This window comes from Rathayibacter sp. AY1B5, assembly GCF_002932795.1.
In the GTDB taxonomy this organism is placed as follows: Bacteria; Actinomycetota; Actinomycetes; order Actinomycetales; family Microbacteriaceae; genus Rathayibacter.
In genome coordinates this window covers 181,978-194,831 of record NZ_PSWM01000002.1, presented here as the reverse complement: position 1 = coordinate 194,831, position 12,854 = coordinate 181,978, and the positions used below count along the sequence as shown (strand labels likewise).

The window sequence follows — 12,854 nt, the reverse complement described above, 5'->3', positions numbered from 1 at the left end:
GCGCGTCGACCGGTGGACGGAGCAGCCGAGCGGCGCGGAGTCGCCGGCGGAGGACCCGCAGGAGAGTGCACGATGACCGCGATCCGAACGCGAGGCGCCGGGTGCGAGCGGCCCTCCGCTCCGTGGACGGCGGGGCGCTGATGACGCGCGAGGTCCTCGACGCTCTCGAGCAGGCGGCCGAGCTCACCCGGCGCCACGTCGGGCACCCCGAGCGCGCCGCCGCGCTCGCCCTGCGCCTGCACCGGGTGACCGCTCCGACCGAGCTCGTCTACACCCGGTTCCCGCCGACCCTCAGCCTGGTGCTGGCCGGCCGCAAGCGCTCGGTGGTCGGCGACTCCGACGAGCGGTGGGGCGCCGGCCGCTTCCTGATCACCCCCGTCGACCTGCCGGTGGTCGCGGCCGTCGTGGAGACCGGCGACCGCGGCGACTTCCTGTCGGCCAACTGGCATCTCGACCCGCTCGTGGTGGCCGAGATCGCGGCGCTCGCCCCCCGGACGGCCCCGCGGGCTCCCGCCCCGCGGATCGGCACGGTCACGGAGGAGATGGCCGACTCGCTGCGCCGACTCTTCCGCCTGCTCGACGCCCCCGCCGACATCCCGGTGCTGGCCCCCGCGATCACGCGCGAGCTCGTGCTGCGGCTGCTGCAGACGGACCAGGCGCCCCGGCTGCTGGCCGCGTCCAGCACCGTCCGCTCGGAGGCCGTCTCCCGCGCGGTCGAAGCGATGAGCGTGTCGCTCTCGCGCGGATGGACCCTCGGCGCGCTCGCCGCGGAGGCGGGCACCAGCGTGCCCACACTCACCCGCCGCTTCCGCGAGCTGACCGGGATGTCGCCGCTGGGCTACCTGCGGCGGCTCCGCCTCGGGGAGGCCAGGAGGCTGCTCCTGGTCCGGGGCGACACCGCCGCGCAGGCCGCGGCCGCGGTCGGCTACGCGAGCGCGTCGCACTTCGGGCGCGACTACCGCCGCGCCTACGAGACGACCCCGGCGGCCGACGCTGCGCTCCACCCCGGGCCGCTCGTCCAGATCCACTGAGCGGCGGGCGCTGTCGCGGGGACTCCGAGCGGCGCGTGCCGCGGCGTCAGACGCGGGCGCCGACGATGCCTCCGTCGACGTCGAGCGTCGTGCCGTGGACGTACGAGGCCTCGTCCGAGACGAGCCAGCGCACGGCCAGGGCGATCTCGTCCGGACGTCCGGGCCGGCCTGCGGGGGCGGTCGCGGTCATCTGCTCCAGGATCGCCGCGGCGTGCTCGTTTCCGGGCGTGAGGGTCGCGCCGGGTGCGACGGCGACCACGCGCACGCCGCTCGGGCCGTACTCGGCCGCCCACGCCCGCGTGAGGTGCTCCAGCGCCGCCTTGGTCGCGGGGTAGAGCGCGGTCCCGGGCGTGCCCACCCGTCCCATCCACGAGGTGATGTTGACGACGACTCCGCTCCCGCGCTCGGCCATGGCCGGGGCGATCGCCGCGACGAGCTGGTGCGGCACGCGGATGTTCGTGGTGAGGAGGGACTCGACGTCGGCGTCGCTGAGGTCGGCGGTCGGCCCCACCGGGAACACTCCGGCGTTGTTGACGAGGACGTCGATCCGCCCGTCGAGGAGGGTCAGCGCCCGGGCGGCGACGGCGCGGGTCTCCTCCGGCGTGCCCGCGAGGTCGGCGACGAGCGCGGAGGCGGTGCCCCCGTCGGCGCGGATGCCGCGGACGACGGACCCGGTCCGGTCGGGGTCGCGTCCGTGCACGAGGACGTGAGCGCCGGCTCCGGCGAGCCGGCGGGCGATGGCCGCGCCGATCCCGCTCGAGGATCCGGTGACGAGGGCGTGGCGCCCGGCGAGGGAGCCGGGTGCGGAGTGGGCGAGGAGCTCGGTGTCTGTCATGCCTCCAGCTTTCCGGCGGCGCGGGAGGCGGGCTGTCCCGATCCGATCGGGTGCTGACCCGATCCGCTCAGGGCGCCTCAGCGGCCGCCTCTCGGTCCTCGTCCGCCCGGGACTCCGGCCCCCGCGAGCCCTCCCGGTAGCCTGGAGCCCATGACCGACAGCCAGCACGTCCGCTCCCGCGAGGCCTCGTCCGGCCGCGACCTGACGTACCCGCCGCTGCCCGAGGCGCTCGTCGTCCCCGTCTACGACAACCACACGCACCTCGAGATCGCCGACGGCCTCGAACCGCTCGACCACCGCGAGCAGCTCGACCGGGCCTCTACGGTCGGCGTCCGCGGCGTCGTCCAGGTCGGCACCGACGTCGAGACGAGCCGCTGGTCGGCCGAGCAGGCGGCGAGCGAGCCGCGCATGCTGGCCGCCGTCGCGATCCACCCCAACGAGGCCCCCGAGCTGGAGCAGCGCGGCGAGCTCGACGCCGCCCTCGCCGTCATCGCCGAGCTGGCCGAGCAGCCGCGGGTGCGCGCCATCGGCGAGACCGGGCTCGACTTCTTCCGCACCGGCGAGAGCGGCCGCGCCGCGCAGTTCCGCTCCTTCGAGGAGCACATCCGGATCGCGAAGGAGCACGACCTCGCGCTGCAGATCCACGACCGCGACGCGCACCGCGAGGTCATCGACACCCTGCGCCGCGTCGGCGCCCCCGAGCGCACCGTCTTCCACTGCTTCTCCGGCGACGCCGAGATGGCGCGGATGTGCACGGACGAGGGCTGGTACCTCTCCTTCGCCGGCACCGTGACGTTCAAGAACGCCGAGCCGCTGCGGGAGGCGCTCGTCGCGACCCCGCGGCACCTCATCCTGGTCGAGACCGACGCGCCGTACCTCACTCCGTCGCCCTTCCGCGGCCGCCCGAACGCGCCCTACCTCCTCCCGCACACCCTGCGCTCGATGGCCGCGACCCTCGAGACCGACGTCGGCCACCTGGCCGCGACGATCGCCTCCAACACGGAGGCTGTGTACGGCGAGTGGGGTGGCGAGGTCGGCTCCGAGCCGACGGAGCCGGTCGGACCCCTCGCATGAGCGGCCGCCACGCCGCGGAGCCGACGGCCGCCGCGATCCCGCGCCTGCTGGGCCCGGCCGAGATCCGCGACCTCGCCGGCCTGCTCGACGTCACGCCGACCAAGAAGCTCGGCCAGAACTTCGTGCACGACGCCAACACGGTCCGCCGCATCGTCAAGCTCGCTCGGGTGCGCCCGGGGGAGACCGTCGTCGAGATCGGCCCCGGCCTCGGATCGCTGACCCTCGGTCTGCTCGAGGCGGGCGCGCAGGTCGTGGCGGTCGAGATCGACGGGCGCCTCGCCGAGCAGCTGCCGCGCACCGTCGAGCTGATGGCGCCGGGCTCCGATCTCGCGGTCGTGCACGCCGACGCGATGAAGGTGCTCGACCTGCCGGGGGAGCCGGTCCGGCTCGTCGCGAACCTCCCGTACAACATCTCGGTGCCCGTTCTCCTGCACTTCCTCGAGCACTTCGCCAGCATCCGGTCCGGAGTGGTCATGGTGCAGTCCGAGGTCGGGCACCGGCTCGCCGCCGGCCCCGGATCCAAGGTCTACGGCGGCCCGAGCGTCAAGGCGGCGTGGTTCGGCTCCTGGACGACCGGCGGCGCGGTCTCGCGTCAGATCTTCTGGCCGGTGCCGAACGTCGACAGCGTGCTCGTCGCGTTCGACCGCGGCGAGGAGCCCGGCGACGAGACCCTGCGCCGCGCCGTCTTCGCGGTCGTCGACGCGGCGTTCGCCCAGCGGAGGAAGATGCTCCGCCAGTCGCTCGCGACCCTCTTCGGCGACAGCGCCGCGGCGATCGTCGCGCTCGAGCGGGCCGGCGTCCCGCAGACCGCGCGCGGCGAGGAGCTGGACGTCGCCGCCTTCGTCCGCCTGGGCCGCGAGCTCGATCCGGCGCGGGTGCCCGTGCGCGGCGCGGCGGTACCCGACGGGTCGCCGGCGGAGACCGACGGGGACGACGCGGACGGCGACGGGGAGCCCGCCCCGGGTGCGGACGAGGGCGCCTCCGCCACCCTGTAGCGTGGAAGCATGGCCCACCGCGCGATGTCGAACCGGGTCCACGCGCGGGCGCCCGGCAAGATCAACGTGTTCCTCAAGGTCGGCGCCGTGCGCGACGACGGGTACCACGAGCTGGCCACCGCGTTCCAGTCGCTCTCGCTCTACGAGGACGTCTTCGCGGAGGAGGCGGCCGACTTCTCGGTCTCCTTCTCGGGCTCGATCGACACCTCCCGCCTGGCCGTCGACGGCTCGAACCTCGCGATCAAGGCGGCGCGGGCGCTCGCCCGGGCGACCGGCTACCGCGGCGGCGTGCACCTCGAGATCGAGAAGAACGTCCCCATCGCCGGCGGCATGGGCGGCGGCTCGGCCGACGCGGCCGCGACCCTCCTCGCCTGCGATGCACTCTGGGGCACGGCCTGCACGAGGGAGCAGCTGCTCGGCATCGCCGCGAGCCTGGGCGCCGACGTCCCCTTCTCCTTCACCGGCGGCACCGCGATCGGAGTCGGCCGCGGCGACGAGTTGAGCCCGGCGCTCGCCAAGGGCCGCTTCGAGTGGGTGCTGGTCCTCTCGGAGGAGGGCCTGTCGACCCCCGAGGTCTACAGCGAGCTCGACCGGCACCGCGAGCGCCACCTGCACGACTTCCGCCCGATCTCGGCGACCCCCGCCATCGATCCGAACGTTCTGCAGGCCCTCCGCGCCGGCGACGCCGCGATGCTCGCCGACGCGATGCACAACGACCTCCAGGCGCCGGCGCTGCACCTCCAGCCCGGACTCGCCCGCATCCTCGAGCTCGGCGAGGGCCGCGGAGCGCTCGGCGGCCTCGTCTCGGGGTCCGGTCCGACCGTGGCGTTCCTCGCTCCGGACGCCGATGCGGCGGCCGATCTGCAGCGCGAGCTGAGCTCCGCGCGGCTGAGCGCCGTGCGGGTGTCCGGCCCGGTCCACGGGGCGCGCCTGCTCTCGACCTAGTCGCGGAGGCGGTGCCTCCCGACCGGGTCGAGCGAGCCTCGCGCCCGGCCGCTCGGCGCGCTCCACAGACGGTCCGCAGAGAAGTTCCGACCTCGTGGCTTAGAGTGCCGCTCATGTCCCGCCGTGCCACCCTCTTCGCGATCCTCTCCGGGATCGTGGCCGCCGTCGTCGCCCTCGCGGCCGCCGAGGTCGTCGCGGTCTTCACCGGAGCCGGCGGAAGTCCGCTGGTCGCGGTCGGCGGCTTCGTCATCGACATCGTGCCCCCGGGCGTCAAGGACACGGTGATCGCGCTCTTCGGCACCGGCGACAAGCTGGTGCTCCTGGTCTCGATCGGCCTCGCGATCGCCCTGCTGGCCGTCGGCGCGGGAGTCCTCGAGTACCGCCGTCCGCCGTTCGGCGTGCTGCTGCTGGCCGTCGTCGCGGGCGCCGGTGCGCTCGCCGCCGTCAGCCGCGAGGGCGCCTCCGGGATCGACGCCGCGCCGAGCGTCGTGGGCATGGTGGCCGGCGCCGCCGTGCTCCGCTCGGCCTCCGTCCGCCTCCGCGGCTGGCAGGAGGAGCGCGAGAGCGACTCCCCGGACCGCCGGTCGTTCCTCCGCCTGGTCGGGATCGCCGGTGTCGCCGCGGTCGCCGTCGGCATCGGCGCCCGCTTCCTCACCTCCGCCTCCGCCGCCGTCACCGCCGTGCGCGAGGCCGTGTCCCTGCCGGCTCCCGCCTCGGCCGCCGCGCCGGTCCCGGCCGGCGCCGTGCTCGACGACATCGAGGGCATCAGCTCCTACGTCACCCCCAACGCCTCCTTCTACCGGATCGACACCGCGCTCTCGGTGCCCTCGGTCGAGCCCGCCGACTGGTCGCTGAAGATCACCGGCATGGTGGAGGAGGAGATCGAGATCACCTGGGACGAGCTGCTCGCGCTGCCGCTCGAGGAGCACCGGGTCACTCTCTCCTGCGTGTCGAACGAGGTCGGCGGCGACCTCATCGGCACCGCGCTCTGGCTGGGCTACCCGATCCGCGAGCTGCTGGCCCGGGCCCGCCCGACCGCCGGCGCCGACATGGTGCTCTCGCGGAGCATCGACGGCTTCACCGCCTCCAGCCCGCTCGACGTGCTGCAGGACGAGGACCGCGCGAGCCTGCTCGCCGTCGGGATGAACGGCGAGCCTCTCCCGGTCGAGCACGGCTTCCCGGTCCGGATGGTCGTCCCCGGCCTCTACGGCTACGTCTCGGCGACGAAGTGGGTCGTCGAGCTGAAGGTCACGACCTTCGCGGAGGACCTGGCGTACTGGTCGACGCGCGGCTGGACCGAGCGCGGGCCGATCAAGATCGAGTCGCGGATCGACGTGCCGCGCCAGGGCCAGCCCGTCGAGGCGGGGACGGTCGCCGTGGCAGGAGTCGCCTGGGCGCCGCACACCGGCGTCGCGAAGGTGGAGGTGCAGATCGACGGCGGCGCCTGGCAGGAGGCGCGCCTCGCCGAGCAGGTCACCGCGGACACCTGGATCCAGTGGGTCCTCGAGTGGGACGCGACGGTCGGCGACCACGTCGTGACCGTGCGCGCGACCGACGCGGACGGCACGGTGCAGACCACGGTCGAGCGACCGCCCGCCCCCGACGGCGCGACGGGTCTGCACCGCCGCTCGGTGTCCGTCTCGGAGCCGGCACCCGCGGGCTGAGGTCCGGGGGCCGCCACCCGGCAGCGCTGTGACAGCCCCGCGGCGGACCGCTCAGGCGGCACCGCCTAGGCTGGATCCCTATGGCACATCTGCTGGGCGCCGAGGCGCTGCGACTCGAGTACCCCACACGCGTGATCTTCGACGACGTCTCCCTGGGGATCGAGGAGGGCGACCGCATCGGGATCGTCGGACGCAACGGCGACGGCAAGTCGACCCTCCTGCGCCTGCTCGCGCAGCGCATCGAGCCCGACAGCGGCCGCGTCACGCACCGCCGCGGCGTCACGCTCGGGATGCTCGACCAGGCCGACACGGTCGACGAGGACCTCACCGTCGCCCAGGCCGTCGTCGGCGGGCTCCAGGAGCACGAGTGGGCCGGAGACGCGCGCACCCGCGACGTGATCGCCGGCCTGCTGCGCGACGTCCCCTGGGACGGCGTGGTCGGCTCCCTCTCGGGCGGCCAGCGCCGCCGGGTCGCCCTCGCGAAGCTGCTCGTCGGAGACTGGGACGTCGTCTTCCTCGACGAGCCCACCAACCACCTCGACGTCGAGGGCATCGCCTGGCTCGCCGAGCACCTCAAGCGCCGCTGGGCGGCGTCGTCGGGCGGGCTCGCGGTCGTCACCCACGACCGGTGGTTCCTCGACGAGATCTGCACCGCCACCTGGGAGGTGCACGACCGCCTCGTCGAGCCCTTCGAGGGCGGGTACGCGGCGTACATCCTGCAGCGCGTGGAGCGCGACCGGATGGCCTCGACGATGGAGGCGAAGCGCCAGAACCTGATGAAGAAGGAGCTGGCGTGGCTCCGGCGCGGCGCCCCCGCCCGCACGGCCAAGCCCAAGTTCCGGATCGACGCCGCGAACCAGCTGATCGAGGACGAGCCCCCGGTGCGCGACTCGGTCTCGCTCTCGCAGCTCGCCGTCTCGCGCCTGGGCAAGGACGTCGTCGACCTGCTCGACGTCACCGTCCGCTACGGCGAGCGGACCGTCCTCAACCGCATCGAGTGGCGGATCGCGCCGGGCGAGCGCACCGGCATCCTCGGCGTGAACGGGGCCGGCAAGTCGACCCTCCTCGGCCTGGTCGCGGGCAGCGTGGAGCCGACGAGCGGCCGGGTGAAGCGCGGCACCACCGTGCGCGTCGCGATCCTCGACCAGCAGCTGCGCGAGCTGACCGGTGTCCAGCACCAGCCCGTCCGCGAGATCATCGCGGAGCAGCGCACCAGCTACTCCATCGGCGGCAAGGAGATGACTCCGGGTCAGCTGCTCGAGCGCCTCGGCTTCTCGAGCGCGCAGCTGTCGACGCCGGTGAAGGACCTCTCGGGCGGTCAGCGCCGGAGGCTCCAGCTCCTGCTCATCCTGCTCAGCGAGCCCAACGTGCTGATCCTCGACGAGCCGACCAACGACCTCGACACCGACATGCTCGCCGCGATCGAGGACCTGCTCGACTCCTGGCCGGGAACCCTCCTCGTCGTCTCGCACGACCGGTACCTGCTCGAGCGCGTCACCGACCAGCAGTACGCCGTGATGGACGGCGCGTTCCGCCACCTGCCCGGCGGCGTCGAGCAGTACCTCGACCTGCGCCGCGCGCTCGAGAAGGGCGCGCCCGCGACCGCGTCCTCGGGCTCCTCCTCCGCCGCGCCTGCGTCGAGCGGACTCGCGGGGGCCGAGCGCCGCACCGCCGAGAAGGAGGTGTCGGCGATCGACCGTCGCCTGCACAAGCTCACCCAGCTGATGAAGACCGTCCACGAGAAGATGGCGACGCACGACCAGGACGACTACGACGGCATCCTGGCGCTGAACGCCTCGCTCCGCGCCTACGAGGACGAGACCGCCGAGCTCGAGCTGCGCTGGCTGGAGCTCTCGGAGCAGCTCGAGGGCTGACGCGGCTCTCCTCCGCCGCTCCCGCCACTGCCCCGGGCGCCCGGTCGTCGCCGGGCGGGCGGGCTCGCGGCGCCCGGCTCAGCCGAAGTCGAGGGAGAGCTTGCGGAGGAGCTGCGCCAGCCGCTCCTGCTGCGCGTGGGTGAGCGCGCCGAGCAGCTCCTGCTCCGCGTCGACCAGGCGGGTGATCGCCGCGTCGACCCGGGCGAGCCCCGACGGGGTCATCTGGACCAGCACGCCGCGCCCGTCGTTCGGGTCGTCGAGGCGCTCGACCAGGTCGCGCTCGACCAGCCGGTCGATGCGGTTGGTCATGGTGCCGCTGGTGACCATGGTCGCCTGGAGGAGCTGCTTGGGGCTCATCCGGTAGGGCGCGCCCGCGCGCCGCAGGGCCGAGAGCACGTCGAACTCCCACGTCTCGAGCTCCGACCGGCCGAAGGCGCTCCCGCGCGCGCGCTCGAGCTGCTTGGCCAGCCGGCGCATCCGCGAGAAGACCTGGAGCGGCGTGAAGTCGAGATCGGGCCGCTCCCGGACCCAGGCGTCGACGATCCCGTCGACCTCGTCATTCGCACTCACCCGTCCATTGTGGCGGCTGGGCGGCTCGGGGGACGCCGGGAGGCGGCCGGGGACCTCCCGGGCGGCCGTCGCCCGCCCGTGGGCGGCCGCCCGCGCCCGAGGCGGGGCCGGGGGCGCGGGGGTGGCAGGATGGACGGCGCGCGAGAGCGCGGTCCGCCATGGTGTAACGGCAGCACGGCAGCCTTTGGAGCTGTCCGGTCCAGGTTCGAATCCTGGTGGCGGAGCGGCACCAGGACGGTGCGCTCACGGAGGAGAACGCGAAGAACATGGCAGACAGCACGCTCGCCGTCGTGATCCTGGCGGCAGGCCAGGGCACCCGCATGAAGTCCCGCACCCCGAAGGTCCTGCACCGCCTCGCCGGGAGGCCGCTGCTCGGGCACGTGCTCGACACCGCCGCCTCGCTCGACGCGGCGCACGTCGTCACCGTGGTGCGCCACGAGCGCGAGCGGGTCGCCGAGGCCGTCCTCGAGCACACGCCCTCCGCACTGGTGGTCGACCAGGACGAGACGCCCGGCACCGGCCGCGCTGTCGAGCAGGGCCTCGCGGCGCTCCCGGAGTCCTTCGCCGGAACGGTCGTCGTTCTGAGCGCCGACGTCCCGCTGCTGGACGCACCGACCCTCCGCCGCCTGGTCGACGAGCACCTCGCCGCGGCGAACGCGCTCACCATGCTCTCCTGCGTGCTCGAGGACCCGACCGGCTTCGGCCGGATCGTCCGCGGCGGCGACGGAGCCTTCGCCTCCATCGTGGAGCAGAAGGACGCGAGCCCCGACGAGCTCGACCTCACCGAGATCAACGCCGGCGTCTACGCCTTCGACGCCGCCGCGCTCCGCTCGGTCATCGGCGCGATCGGCACCGAGAACGCCCAGCGGGAGAAGTACCTCACCGACGCCGCCGCCGCGCTCAAGGCCGCCGGCCGCGCGATCGAGGCCGTCCCCGTGCAGGACCGGTGGCTCGTGGCCGGGATCAACGACCGCGCCCAGCTCGCGGACGCGGCGCTCGAGCTCAACGCGCGCATCGTGCGCCGCTGGCAGCTCGAGGGCGTCACGATCCAGGACCCGGCGACGACCTGGATCGATGTGGACGCGGTCCTCGCCCCGGACGTCGAGATCCTCCCGGGCACGCAGATCAAGGGCCCGACCGTGATCGCCACCGGCGCGGTCATCGGCCCGGACACCACGCTCGACTCCTGCGAGGTCGGCGAGGACGCGGTCGTGAAGCGCTCCGACGCGACGCTCGCCGTGATCGGCGCGAAGGCCCAGGTCGGCCCGTTCTCGTTCCTCCGCCCCGGCACCGTGCTCGGCGCCCGCGGCAAGATCGGCACCTACGTCGAGACCAAGAACGCCGTCATCGGCGAGGGATCGAAGGTCCCGCACCTCTCCTACGTCGGCGACGCCGTCATCGGCGAGGAGTCGAACATCGGCGCCGGCTCGATCTTCGCCAACTACGACGGGGTGAGCAAGGCGTCCTCCGTCGTCGGCTCCCACGTGCGTGCGGGGTCGCACAACGTCTTCGTCGCCCCCGTTAGAATCGGTGACGGAGCGTACACGGGCGCCGGCACGGTCATCCGCAAGGACATCCCCGCCGGAGCCCTCGGGATCACCGTCGCTCCGCAGCGCAACATGGCCGGGTGGGTGCAGACCCACCGTCCGGGCACCGCGGCGGCCGACGCCGCCGAGGCGGCCCTGGCGTCGGATCCCACCGGATCCGACCAGGCGCCCACCGGAGGAAGCGGAGCACAGTGACCGGCATCACCGCCAGCAACAAGAAGAGCCTGGTCCTCGTCTCGGGGAGGGCGCATCCGGCACTGGCGGAAGCGGTCGCCGCCGAGCTCGGGACCGAGCTCGTCACGACCGAGGGGCGCACCTTCGCCAACGGCGAGCTCTACGTCCGCTACGGCGAGTCGGTCCGCGGAGGCGACGTGTTCGTCCTCCAGTCGCACACGTCCCCGATCAACGAGTGGCTGATGGAGCAGCTGATCATGGTCGACGCGCTCAAGCGCGCTTCCGCCAAGCGGATCACCGTGGTCGCGCCGTTCTACCCCTACGCGCGCCAGGACAAGAAGGGCCGCGGCCGCGAGCCGATCTCGGCCCGGCTCGTCGCCGACCTCTTCAAGGCGGCGGGAGCCGACCGGATCATGTCGGTCGACCTGCACGCGGCGCAGATCCAGGGCTTCTTCGACGGCCCCGTCGACCACCTCTTCGCGATGCCCGTGCTGCTCGAGCACTTCCGCGAGAAGCTCGACCCCTCGACCCTCACCATCGTCTCGCCCGACATGGGCCGCGTCCGCGTCGCCGACATCTGGAGCGACAAGCTCGGCGTCCCGCTGGCGATCATCCACAAGCGCCGCGACCCGAAGGTCGCCAACCAGGTGTCCGTGCACGAGATCGTCGGTGAGGTGAAGGGCCGCGTCTGCCTCCTCGTCGACGACCTCATCGACACCGGCCGTACCATCGCGAAGGCGGCCGAGGCGCTGAAGAAGGCGGGCGCGATCGGCGTGGTCGTCGCCGCCACCCACGCCGTCTTCTCGGACCCGGCGGTCGAGCTCCTGAGCTCCGAGTTCATCGACTCGGTCGTCGTCACCGACACTCTGCCGCTGCCGGAGGAGAAGACGTGGGACCGCCTGACGATCCTGCCCATCGCTCCGCTGCTGGCCCGCGCCATCCACGAGGTCTTCGACGACGGCTCCGTGACGTCGATGTTCGACGGCGACGCGTAGGACCCCGCGCCTCGAGGTGCGCCGTGCACGGCGCACCCGGGTCCCGCTCCGGCTCCACCGCCTAGGGTGAGGCCGTGCCCCAGCGTTCGGATGCGACCCTCGCCCTGGCGGCGGTCTTCCTGGTCTGGTCGCCGGCCGCCGCCGCGGCGGGCTGGTGGCTGCTCCTCGGGCTCGCCGTCGCCGCGGCCTCCGCGGCTCTGGGCGCCGTCGCCGACGCCGGGCGCACCGTCCACGACGGCCCCTCCTCGGAGTGGCTCGGGATCGTCGGCCGCGCGTTCGCCTCGGCCGCGCTGGCCCTGACCGCGGCCCAGTCGGTCCTCGGGGGAGCGGCCCGGCCCCTGGCCGTCCTGCTGCTCGTGGCCGTCGCGCTCTTCGGTCTGCGCGGCGGGCGCCTCCCCGCTCGCCCGGTCCTGCTCCTCGTCGGCGCTGTCGTGGTCCTGCTGGCCGCCGCCGCCGTGATCGTGCTGGTGTCCCCTCCGGACCCCGCGCCGTTCGACCCGCTGCGCGACGGAGGGCCGCTGGGAGCCGGCACCGCCGCGGCGCTGCTCCTGATCCTCCTGCCGACCTCCCGCTCCGGCGCGGTGACGGGTCTGCGACCCGCCCTGCTGCGCATCGGGATCGCCACGGCGGCCGCCGCCGCGCTCGGCACCGGTCTGCTCCTGGCGGCCGGTCCCGAGGTCCTCGCGGCCTCGGAGACCCCTCTCAGCGCCGTCACCCGCGGCACGCCCGCGTCAGGGCTCGTCGGGGCCGCCGCCGTGATCGCGGTCCTGCTCGCGCTCCTCGACCTCGGGAGGAGGGACGCGCGCGCCCTCGTCCGTCTCGCCGACGCAGGGGAGATCCCGGCGGTGCTCGCCACGAGGAACCGCAGGACCGGCGTGCCCGCGGCGGCTCAGCTCGTCCTCTGCCTGGTCGCCGTGCTCGCGGTCGTGATCCTCGACGCGGACGCGCTGCTCGCCTTCGCCGTGGCCGCCCTGCTGGTGGCGACCATCGTGCGGCGCCTCGACCACGGAGCGGCCGGGGCGAGCGGCCCGGCCCTCGCCTCGGCCGCGGTCTCGCTGCTGCTCCTGCTCGCCCTCCCGGCGGCCACGGCGGCCGCAGCGGCGGTGCTCCTGGCGGCACTCCTGATCGCGCGGGCGTTCCGGAGCTGAGG

At 74.1% G+C, this 12,854-nt stretch carries 11 protein-coding genes and 1 tRNA gene; 10 read left to right on the top strand and 2 right to left on the bottom strand.

All coding sequences use genetic code 11. From position 1 onward, the window contains the following. The first annotated feature begins 101 nt into the window (after positions 1-101). A complete protein-coding gene (locus C5D44_RS02995) occupies positions 102-1,031 on the top strand; it encodes an AraC family transcriptional regulator (RefSeq protein WP_258067860.1) in 930 nt (309 codons plus the stop codon). A 46-nt stretch (positions 1,032-1,077) separates the two neighbouring features. Here C5D44_RS02995 and C5D44_RS02990 read toward each other — a convergent pair whose 3' ends face one another. Beyond that, positions 1,078-1,866 carry an SDR family NAD(P)-dependent oxidoreductase gene (locus C5D44_RS02990; protein WP_104280785.1) on the bottom strand — a complete coding sequence of 263 codons (789 nt, stop codon included), beginning with the start codon at positions 1,864-1,866 and terminating at the stop codon, positions 1,078-1,080. 150 nt (positions 1,867-2,016) lie between these two features. Here C5D44_RS02990 and C5D44_RS02985 point away from each other — a divergent pair, with 150 nt between their 5' ends. The 5 genes from C5D44_RS02985 (at position 2,017) to C5D44_RS02965 (ending at position 8,418) form a co-directional block, all read left to right on the top strand. After that, complete coding sequence (locus C5D44_RS02985; RefSeq protein ID WP_104276383.1) at positions 2,017-2,940, top strand: TatD family hydrolase; 924 nt, start codon at positions 2,017-2,019, stop codon at positions 2,938-2,940. Continuing rightward, positions 2,937-3,935 carry a 16S rRNA (adenine(1518)-N(6)/adenine(1519)-N(6))-dimethyltransferase RsmA gene (gene rsmA, locus C5D44_RS02980; RefSeq protein WP_104276384.1) on the top strand — a complete coding sequence of 333 codons (999 nt, stop codon included), beginning with the start codon at positions 2,937-2,939 and terminating at the stop codon, positions 3,933-3,935. The genes C5D44_RS02985 and rsmA overlap by 4 nt, the downstream gene beginning before the upstream one ends. A gap of 9 nt (positions 3,936-3,944) precedes the next feature. After that, on the top strand, positions 3,945-4,880 hold the full coding sequence (locus C5D44_RS02975; protein ID WP_104280784.1) for a 4-(cytidine 5'-diphospho)-2-C-methyl-D-erythritol kinase: 936 nt from the start codon (positions 3,945-3,947) through the stop codon (positions 4,878-4,880). A gap of 113 nt (positions 4,881-4,993) precedes the next feature. Further along, the gene (locus C5D44_RS02970; RefSeq protein ID WP_104280783.1) at positions 4,994-6,544 is read left to right on the top strand and encodes a molybdopterin-dependent oxidoreductase; all 1,551 of its coding nucleotides are present in this window, start codon (positions 4,994-4,996) and stop codon (positions 6,542-6,544) included. Positions 6,545-6,624: 80 nt separating this feature from the next. Beyond that, positions 6,625-8,418: an ABC-F family ATP-binding cassette domain-containing protein gene (locus C5D44_RS02965; RefSeq protein WP_104280782.1), complete on the top strand. Its 1,794-nt coding sequence runs from the start codon at positions 6,625-6,627 to the stop codon at positions 8,416-8,418. A 78-nt stretch (positions 8,419-8,496) separates the two neighbouring features. Here C5D44_RS02965 and C5D44_RS02960 read toward each other — a convergent pair whose 3' ends face one another. Further along, positions 8,497-8,988: a MarR family winged helix-turn-helix transcriptional regulator gene (locus C5D44_RS02960; protein ID WP_104222340.1), complete on the bottom strand. Its 492-nt coding sequence runs from the start codon at positions 8,986-8,988 to the stop codon at positions 8,497-8,499. Between the two features lie 152 nt (positions 8,989-9,140). On the opposite strand from C5D44_RS02960, the gene C5D44_RS02955 reads away from it, so the two are divergent. The 4 genes from C5D44_RS02955 (at position 9,141) to C5D44_RS02940 (ending at position 12,852) form a co-directional block, all read left to right on the top strand. Then, positions 9,141-9,212 (top strand) — tRNA-Gln (locus C5D44_RS02955). A gap of 42 nt (positions 9,213-9,254) precedes the next feature. Beyond that, on the top strand, positions 9,255-10,730 hold the full coding sequence (gene glmU, locus C5D44_RS02950) for a bifunctional UDP-N-acetylglucosamine diphosphorylase/glucosamine-1-phosphate N-acetyltransferase GlmU (protein ID WP_104280834.1): 1,476 nt from the start codon (positions 9,255-9,257) through the stop codon (positions 10,728-10,730). Then, the gene (locus C5D44_RS02945; RefSeq protein ID WP_104276388.1) at positions 10,727-11,704 is read left to right on the top strand and encodes a ribose-phosphate diphosphokinase; all 978 of its coding nucleotides are present in this window, start codon (positions 10,727-10,729) and stop codon (positions 11,702-11,704) included. The genes glmU and C5D44_RS02945 overlap by 4 nt, the downstream gene beginning before the upstream one ends. Before the next feature lie 74 nt (positions 11,705-11,778). After that, on the top strand, positions 11,779-12,852 hold the full coding sequence (locus C5D44_RS02940) for a hypothetical protein (RefSeq protein WP_104280781.1): 1,074 nt from the start codon (positions 11,779-11,781) through the stop codon (positions 12,850-12,852). The last annotated feature ends 2 nt before the right edge of the window (positions 12,853-12,854 follow it).